This is a genomic window from Nonomuraea turkmeniaca (genome assembly GCF_005889735.1).
Lineage (GTDB): Bacteria > Actinomycetota > Actinomycetes > Streptosporangiales > Streptosporangiaceae > Nonomuraea > Nonomuraea turkmeniaca.
In genome coordinates this window covers 1-7,924 of record NZ_VCKY01000356.1, presented here as the reverse complement: position 1 = coordinate 7,924, position 7,924 = coordinate 1, and the positions used below count along the sequence as shown (strand labels likewise).

8 protein-coding genes are annotated in these 7,924 nt (G+C 70.9%); 5 read left to right on the top strand and 3 right to left on the bottom strand.

Annotated features, from left to right (window positions below; genetic code table 11):
- Positions 1-237 precede the first annotated feature (237 nt).
- The 3 genes from ETD86_RS50880 to ETD86_RS50870 are packed head-to-tail and all read left to right on the top strand — an operon-like array spanning position 238 to position 1,660.
- Positions 238-1,104, top strand: a complete 867-nt coding sequence (locus ETD86_RS50880) for an SCO6745 family protein (RefSeq protein WP_138673813.1) — start codon at positions 238-240, stop codon at positions 1,102-1,104.
- Complete coding sequence (locus ETD86_RS50875; protein ID WP_138673812.1) at positions 1,101-1,355, top strand: GNAT family N-acetyltransferase; 255 nt, start codon at positions 1,101-1,103, stop codon at positions 1,353-1,355. Before ETD86_RS50880 ends, ETD86_RS50875 begins: the two co-directional genes overlap by 4 nt.
- 14 nt (positions 1,356-1,369) lie before the next feature.
- A complete protein-coding gene (locus ETD86_RS50870; RefSeq protein WP_138673811.1) occupies positions 1,370-1,660 on the top strand; it encodes a hypothetical protein in 291 nt (96 codons plus the stop codon).
- Positions 1,661-1,720: 60 nt separating this feature from the next.
- Here ETD86_RS50870 and ETD86_RS50865 read toward each other — a convergent pair whose 3' ends face one another.
- The 3 genes from ETD86_RS50865 to ETD86_RS50855 all read right to left on the bottom strand — a co-directional run bounded on the left by ETD86_RS50865 (position 1,721) and on the right by ETD86_RS50855 (position 5,752).
- Entirely contained in the window at positions 1,721-3,088 is a 1,368-nt protein-coding gene (locus tag ETD86_RS50865; protein ID WP_138673810.1) for a hypothetical protein, read from the bottom strand.
- Positions 3,089-3,258: 170 nt separating this feature from the next.
- Positions 3,259-5,007, bottom strand: coding sequence for an acetyl/propionyl/methylcrotonyl-CoA carboxylase subunit alpha (locus ETD86_RS50860; protein WP_138673809.1), 1,749 nt, complete (start codon positions 5,005-5,007; stop codon positions 3,259-3,261).
- Positions 5,008-5,032: 25 nt separating this feature from the next.
- The gene (locus tag ETD86_RS50855; protein WP_138673808.1) at positions 5,033-5,752 is read right to left on the bottom strand and encodes an SDR family NAD(P)-dependent oxidoreductase; all 720 of its coding nucleotides are present in this window, start codon (positions 5,750-5,752) and stop codon (positions 5,033-5,035) included.
- A gap of 125 nt (positions 5,753-5,877) precedes the next feature.
- Here ETD86_RS50855 and ETD86_RS50850 point away from each other — a divergent pair, with 125 nt between their 5' ends.
- Together ETD86_RS50850 and ETD86_RS50845 are read left to right on the top strand one after the other, a co-directional pair.
- Positions 5,878-6,150 carry a WXG100 family type VII secretion target gene (locus ETD86_RS50850; RefSeq protein ID WP_170223743.1) on the top strand — a complete coding sequence of 91 codons (273 nt, stop codon included), beginning with the start codon at positions 5,878-5,880 and terminating at the stop codon, positions 6,148-6,150.
- A 186-nt stretch (positions 6,151-6,336) separates the two neighbouring features.
- Positions 6,337-7,924 (top strand): serine/threonine protein kinase (locus ETD86_RS50845; RefSeq protein WP_170223742.1); only part of this gene is annotated, 1,588 nt, incomplete at its 3' end.

The following is a 7,924-nucleotide window of genomic DNA, read 5'->3' as shown; positions in this document are numbered from 1 at the left end:
GGCGGGATGGGCGGCCGGCCGCGGCCAGACAGGCGGCGATCGCGGCGCGCCGTTCCTCGCCGGATTGAGGCGGTGTGGCGGGTCGGCCATGTGCCGTGGTGACGGCCAGACAGTTCACCAGAAGGGCCGCCTGCTCGACCCACCTTCCCACATAACTGTCTATTTCGACTTGACCAGTGATGCGCCATGGATCTATCGTCACCGGCATAGCCTATCTAGACAGTGAGGGGTGTGGGCATGTTCGGATCGCTCGCGCGGCAGATGTGGCACCAGATCGAGCCGGTGCACGCAACGATCTATTTCAGCCCTGAGGCCTTCGAGGAGGCGGCGGCACTCGGCTACGACGTGGCCTCCCGCTGGCCGAGCTACTTCGCCTGGCGCACCGCGCCGCTCGGCGCCGCCGGCCCGCGGCTCGTCGCCGCCACCTACTACAGCTTCAGCCCGACGATGATCGCCGGCTACGTGCCCGGCATCTGGGCCACCGCAGAGCCCTCGCAGGTGCTCGATGCCCGCCTGCGAGCCATGGACCGCACGCTCCGCGCATTGCTCGGCGGGTCGGCGCGTGAGCTGAAGGAGCCGGCCGAGCTGGCCGTCAGAGCCGCGGAGAGCATCCAGCTCGCCCACCGCCCGCTGGCCGCCGCCAACCTCGACCTGCCCTGGGCCGACGAGCCGCACCTGGCGCTGTGGCAGGCGTACACCGTGCTGCGCGAGCATCGCGGCGACGGCCACCTGACCGCCCTGCAGGTTGCCGACCTGGACGCCTGCGAGGCCCTGGTCTCCTTCGCCGCCATCGGGGCCGCCCCGGTCGCCAACTTCGCCGGACGCGGCTGGAGCGAGGAGGAGTGGGGGGCCGCACAGGAGCGGCTGGCCGCCCGCGGCCTCATCGACGCCGAAGGCGCGGCCACCCCGGCCGGCCAGGCCCTGCGCGAGCAGGTCGAACGGATGACCGACGACCTGGCGGCCGAGCCGTGGCGAGCCCTTGGCGAGGTGGCGGCCGAACGCCTGGCCCAGCTCAACCGCCCCCTGCTCGGCGCGGTATTCGAGTCAGGCATGTTGCCCGCGACGAGCACGCTGGGGATCGGCAAGGTACGGGTGCCCGCGTGAAGCTCGAGCGACTCACCGGTCAGGAAGCACTCGCCGGCGCCGCCCAGCTGGCCGAGATCTACCGTGCCGCATTCGGCGGCCCACCGTGGTACGAGGGCGAGCGCGGGGCGGTAAGCCCGCACGCACGCGGCCAGGGCCTTGCGGGACGCATCCTGGATCTGCTGTGCGACGGCGCTGACGCCTGCTGGCTGCTCACCGCCCCGGCGGCGTGTCGCCGCCGCGCGGAACGATACGGAAGCAGCAGCCCCTGATGCATACTCGCCTCATGGACGAGGCGCTTCCTCCAACGCTGCGGCCCGTGCTCAAGGACCTCTACGCTGACTGCGCGGTGCGTCCCACCGTCCGGTTCGCCGACGTTCAGAGTTGGGAAGAGCCGTTCCTCTGGCTGCACGCCCCGGACGGAAGCGGACAGGGCCTCGCACTCCGCCGCAAGGGCGACGCTGCCCATCAGATAGCCGACTTCGCTGATCAGGTCCAGGAGTGGGCCGTGTGGGTGTGCCCGCAGACCAAAAAGGTCACTGCCGCCATCGGCGGGCTGCCTGTGCGGGACGGCTGAGCAACAAAAAGCGCTCCCCGCGGGATCGGATCCCGGGGGGAGCGCTTTTCGTTGATCGGCTTACCAGTCGCCGCCGAAGTCTCCGCCTCCGAAGTCTCCACCGCCGCCGCCGAAGTCGCCCCAGCCGCCGCCGTCGCCACCGCCGAAGTCTCCGGCTCCGGCGTCAGCGGAACCTTCGGCATAGCCGGCGCCGTAGCCGCCGTAGCCAAAGCCGCCGCTCAGCATGCTGCCCATCATGGTGCCGATGAACATGCCGGTCATGATGTCGCCGAAGCCGCCGTAGTAGCCGTACGCGTACGGCTGGTACGCCGGACCCGCGTCGTAGTACGGCCGGCGCTGGCCGTCGACCATGACCTCACGCATCTGCGGGTCGAAGCCGCGCTCCACGGCCTCGGCGTCCGCGCGGCAGGCGGGCACGTCGCGGACCGCGCCGCCGGGCGGGGCCCAGCGCACGTCGCGGGCCGACGGGCCGTGCTGCGGGTTGAAGAAGCAGGGGGCGCGCCGCTCGGGGACCGGCTCGTTGCTGACCTTGGCCTTCACCACGGCCAGCGCGTAGCGGCCGTCCTCGAGGGTCTGGGTGACCTCGCGGACCTGGTCGACACGCTGGATGGTGGCCAGCTGGGTCTTGGCCTTCTCGTACGAGTCGAGCGCCGTCTGCCATTCCTCGATGTGCTTGCCGCCCTCGCCGGAGAGGGTCACGTCGGCGTCGACGGCGGTGATCTCCTCGCCGAGCTTGGTGACGTCCTCGTCCACGGTCTGCTTGACCGCGGCCAGGTCCTTGGCCTCCTGGATGGCGCGCTTCTTCTTCTTGTTGCTGGAGTAGAGGAAGTAGCCGCCACCGCCGACCAGTGCCAGCACGCCCAGACCGACCAGCGCGGCGGTGCCGCCGGCGCCCGGGTTGGCCTGGCTGCCGGTGTCGAGCGCCGTGCGCGTCTTGCCTGCGACGGCGGAGTCGACGCGGTTGGTGAAGTCCTTCATGCCGTCGACGACGTCAGAGTTGGCGGAGACGGCACGATTGGCCAGCTCGCCTGCGAGGCCGCTCTGGCGGATGGCGGTCGAAGCGGCGAACAGCGTCTGGCCGTCGAGCACCGCGATGGTGGCGCGGGGCCGGCCCGCTTGGGTCAGCGCGGTGTTGAGCGAGGTCATGAACGGCCCAATACTGGAGTTGTCCACCGTGCCGTCGGGGAGTGCCACAGCGTAGATCTTGCTGTCGGCTCCCTTCAGCGCGTCACTGATCTCACTCTGCTGGTCCGACGTCAAGGGTGAGCCGGACACCACGTAAAGCGGGTTGTTCTTCCAGTTGGACACCACCGACTGAGCGTCAGGGGGCGCCGCCGCGTTAGCGGCAGGGGACAGCGCAAGAACGACGATGAGTCCGGCGATCAGAGCCGCGATCGCGGCCCCTGCTCGGCGCAGCGAATGGGTCATTGGCAGCAAGCCTCCTTCGCCCTTGAGGACGAACGGGCGGTCGGCAAAGTTCCTCACTGCGCACGTTACCCGCCGGAAAGCGCGCAGGCGCACACCCTGGACGAAGATCCTGGGGCTGCGAATTCTCTTACTCTTGCCATTGACGTCAAGTAAAGGTCACGGAGAGTCGGTCACGAGTCCTTGATCTCGCAGATCACCGCGCCCGACGTCACCGTCTGGCCCACGGCCGCCGTGAGGCCCGTGATCGTGCCGGACTTGTGCGCGGCCAGCGGCTGCTCCATTTTCATGGCCTCCAGCACCACGACCGTGTCGCCCTCGTTGACCGTATCCCCGTCGGCGGCCACGATCTTGACGATCGTGCCCTGCATCGGGCTCACCAGCGAGTCGCCACCCGCGGCCGGCTTCTTCGCGGCGCCGCCGCCGCGCCGGTGCGGTGCCTTGTTCGCCGCAGGCGTAGCGGTGGAGGAGCCGAGGCCCGCGGGCAGGACCACCTCAAGGCGCTTGCCGCCGACCTCGACCGTCACCGTCTCCCGCGCCGGGGCCTCGGCCGCGGCCACGTCCTCCGCGTACGGAGCGATCGTGTTGTCCCACTCCGTCTCGATCCACCGCGTGTGCACGGAGAACGGCGCGGAGGTGAAAGCCGGATCGGAGACGACCGCCCGGTGGAACGGCAGCACCGTCGGCATCCCGGCGATCTCGAACTCCGCCAGCGCCCGCCGCGACCGCTCCAGCGCCTCCTGCCGGGTGCGGCCCGTCACGATCAGCTTGGCCACCAGCGAGTCGAAGGCCCCCGGCACCGTCTCGCCCTGCTCGTAACCGGCGTCCAGGCGCACGCCGGGACCGGACGGGGCGCGCCAGCCGGTGATGGTGCCCGGGGCGGGCAGGAAGTTACGCCCCGCGTCCTCGGCGTTGATCCTGAACTCGATGGAGTGGCCGCGCAGGGCCGGGTCGTCGTAGCCCAGCGGCTCTCCGTCGGCGATGCGGAACATCTCCCGTACGAGGTCGACTCCGGCGACCTCCTCGGTCACCGGGTGCTCGACCTGCAGGCGGGTGTTGACCTCCAGGAAGGACACCGTGCCGTCCTGGCCGACCAGGAACTCGCACGTCCCCGCCCCGACATATCCGGCCTCCCGCAGGATGGCCTTGGAACTGTCGCGCAGCAGCCGCTCCTGCTCCGCGGACAGGAACGGCGCGGGAGCCTCCTCGACCAGCTTCTGGTGGCGGCGCTGCAGCGAGCAGTCGCGGGTGGAGACCACGACCACGGCGCCGTGCGCGTCGGCCAGGCACTGGGTCTCGACGTGCCGGGGCCGGTCCAGGTAACGCTCCACGAAGCACTCGCCGCGCCCGAAGGCCGACACCGCCTCACGAACGGCGCTCTCGTACAGGTCGGGGATCTCCTCCAGCGTCCGGGCCACCTTCAGCCCGCGCCCGCCGCCGCCGTACGCGGCCTTGATCGCGATCGGCAGCCCGTGCTGCTCAGCGAACGCCACCACCTCGGCCACTCCGGACACCGGGTCCTTGGTGCCGGCGACCAGCGGCGCGCCGACCTTCTGTGCGATGTGCCTGGCCTGCACCTTGTCCCCGAGCGCGGCGATCGCGGCCGGCGGCGGCCCGATCCAGATCAGGCCCGCGTCGATGACGGCCTGGGCGAAGGCGGCGTTCTCGGCCAGGAAGCCGTAGCCGGGATGGACGGCGTCGGCACCGGAGCGGGCCGCCACGTCCAGCAGTTTGGCGATGTCGAGGTAGGTCTCGGCGGGGGACTGCCCGCCCAGCGCGTACGCCTCGTCGGACACTCTGGTGTGCAGCGCGTCCAGGTCCTGGCCGGCGTAGACCGCCACGCTCGCGATGCCGGCGTCCTTGCACGCGCGGGCCACCCGTACGGCGATCTCGCCGCGGTTGGCGATCAGAACCTTCCGCACCGAACGTCCGTCCTTCCTGTGAGTGTCAGCGGCCCAGGTACGCGCCGCCGTTGACGTGGAGCACCTGCCCGGTGACGTGCCCGGATCCCGCGGAGGCCAGGTACAGAACGGTATCTGCCACGTCAGACGGGGTGCCAGGGCGGCCGTTGCGCGTGTTCTCCACGCGGGCCCTGATGCCCTCGTCCGTGAGGCGGCCGCGGAAGAACTCCGTGTCCAGCACCAGGCCGGGGGAGACGACGTTGGCGGTGATGCCTCTGGGGCCCAACTCGGCGGCCAGGTCGGCGGTCCAGGACTCGAGGGCGGCCTTGGCGGCGCCGTACGAGCCGGAGCCCGTGCCGCGGGCGGCGATCGAGCCGATCGACACGACCCTGCCACCCTCGTTCATGCGCGGCGCCAGCGCGGTCGTGACGATCACGGCGGACATCAGGTTGGCGTTGAGATTGGCCCACCACGCCTCGGCCACGTCCATCAGGTCGTCCGACTGCCTGCGGTCCAGGTTGGTGTTGCCGCCGGCGTTGTTGACCAGCACGTCCACCCGCGACGGCAGGGTGTCGAGCGCTTCCTTGACGGCGACCGGGCTGGCGGCGTTGAAGGCCGCGTACGCGGCCCCGAGGCGCTCGGCGGCCTCCTTCAGCACGTGCTCGCGGCGGCCGGTGATCGTGACGTGGTCGCCCAGCGAGGTGAACGCCGCCGCGATCGCGTATCCGATCCCGGTGCCGCCGCCGGTCACCACAACCTCGCGCATGTCCGGACAGCTCCCGTCGAATCCGAATCTTCTTCTGGAAGACCATAGCCGCTCGGTATAACCACGACGACGGCCGGTGTGCCCCCTTTAGTGTGAGTGCGCTTTCACACGGTCAGGAGGTATGTATGAGCCAGAGTATGCTCGGCGGCGACCCCGCGGAAATGCAGCAGATGGCCAGCCAGTTCACCCAGCAGTCGGAGGCGGTCCGCACCACGATGACCGCGCTCGACCGTGAGGCCGCCAAGGTCGGCACGGCGTGGACGGGCCCCGGAGCCCAGCGTTTCCAGCAGGCCTGGCAGAACTACCGCACGGCCTTCCAACGCATGACCGAGGAGCTTCAGGAAGCTTCTCGCGTCATCGGCACCTACCGGCAGAACATCGAGTCTGCCACGCAATGATCAACGGAACGGGGCCCTGGCGACATGCTGGGGCTTCTTTCCGTTGAACGGGCGCACAGAGCCTTGCCGCAGCTCGGATGCCACTTGACCGTCGACGGTCAAGCTGTGGGACCGAAACCTCTGATACGTATGGGGCTTATTTGGTTAAATGTCCTCCGATCATGACGTTTTCCCGAAAGGACGGTCATGGCGGAGAAGGACGCCTCCCAGCCCGAGCGGATCGGTGGCCACGAGATCGCAGGCCGCCTCGGCGAGGGACCACGTGGCGTCGTCTACCTGGGCCGGAAGTCCGAGAAGGCGCCCCAGGTGGCCGTCAAGACGCTGAGTGTCGCCCCTTCCGCCGACCCCGGCTTCGTGGCCAGGCTCAAGGGCGTCACGCGGGTGTCCAGCTCGTACGTGGCCCGCACGCTCGACGCGGGCGCCGACCACGGGCTGGTGTACGTGATCAGGGAGTACGTCGAGGGCCGGTCGCTGGCCGAGACCGTCGCGGCGGACGGGCCGCTGACCGGGGACGCGCTGGAGCGGCTCGCGGTGGGCACGCTGACCGCGCTGACCGCCGTTCACCTGGCCGGGCTCGCCCACCGTGGTCTCACACCGTCGAACGTGATCCTCGCCGGCGAGGGGCCGCGCGTCACCGACATCGAGCTGGGGGATCCGGCCGGCGAGATCGGCTACCGTTCACCGGAGCAGCTCAGCGGGCTGCGGTACGGCCCATACGCCGACGTCTTCTCCTGGGCCGCGACCGTGGTGTTCGCGGCCACCGGGTCTGCGCCGTTCGGGCATGACCCGGAGAGCGTGCTGAACGGGGAGCCTGAGATCGGCGAGCTGCCCGAGCCGCTGAGGCAGGTGGTGCTGGCCGCGCTCGCCAAGAAGGCGGACGGGCGGCCCACGGCGTACTCGGCGCTGCTGCGGCTGCTGGGCGATGGCAACGCGCCCATGCCCGGACCGCCGGCCGAGGACGTTTCAGTGCCGCCGCCTGCGATCCTGCCCATCCAGCTGCCCGTCGAGGGCGCCCGGACGCCGCTGATGCCGCCGTCCCCAGCACCCGTGGACCAACCCCCTGTGCGACCCGCACCGGCCCAGCCCGGTCCCCTGGACCAGGGGCCGATCGGAGCGGTTCCGACGGGGCCGGCGGCGCAGGGCCCGATAGGTTCGGCGGGTCAAGGTCCGGCCGAGCCGGAGTCTGGGCCTCAGATCTGGGGACCTCCGCCCGGCCCTGGTCAGCAGGGTCCGCATCCGGCGCCCTCCGTCGTGCCCGGGCAGGGCGACGGACGGGAGCGCAGGCCGTTTCCCGTGGGGCTCGTGGCGGGCGTGACCGCCGTCGTGCTCCTGTCGGGCCTCGGCGTGTGGGGGGCGAGCCAGTACTCCGGCAAGGTCAGGTTCGCCCCGATCGCCGCGGCCACCAGCCCGGCTACCGGGGGAGACGCCTTCTCCGCTCTGAGCCAGGGGGGCGTGACGGACGCGCCCACGCTGCCGCAGCCCGAGGTGACCGCGCCGTGGGGGACCACGGCCGGTCCGGGCGACAGCGGCGTCGGCCCGATGCTGCTTCCCACCGAGGATCCGGCCGGATCGCCGACGGTCCCGGCGCTCACGACGGTGCCGACCCCCGCACCGATCTCGACGCAGCCGGTCCCCACCGCCCAGCCCACCGGCACCCAGCCGTCGCCGCCGTCGACGAAGCCCACCAAGACGGCCAAGCCCAAGGCCACGGTCACCAAGACAGTCCCGCCCTCCAGAAGGCCGACGCCGACCGCGACCAGGACCACCGAGGATC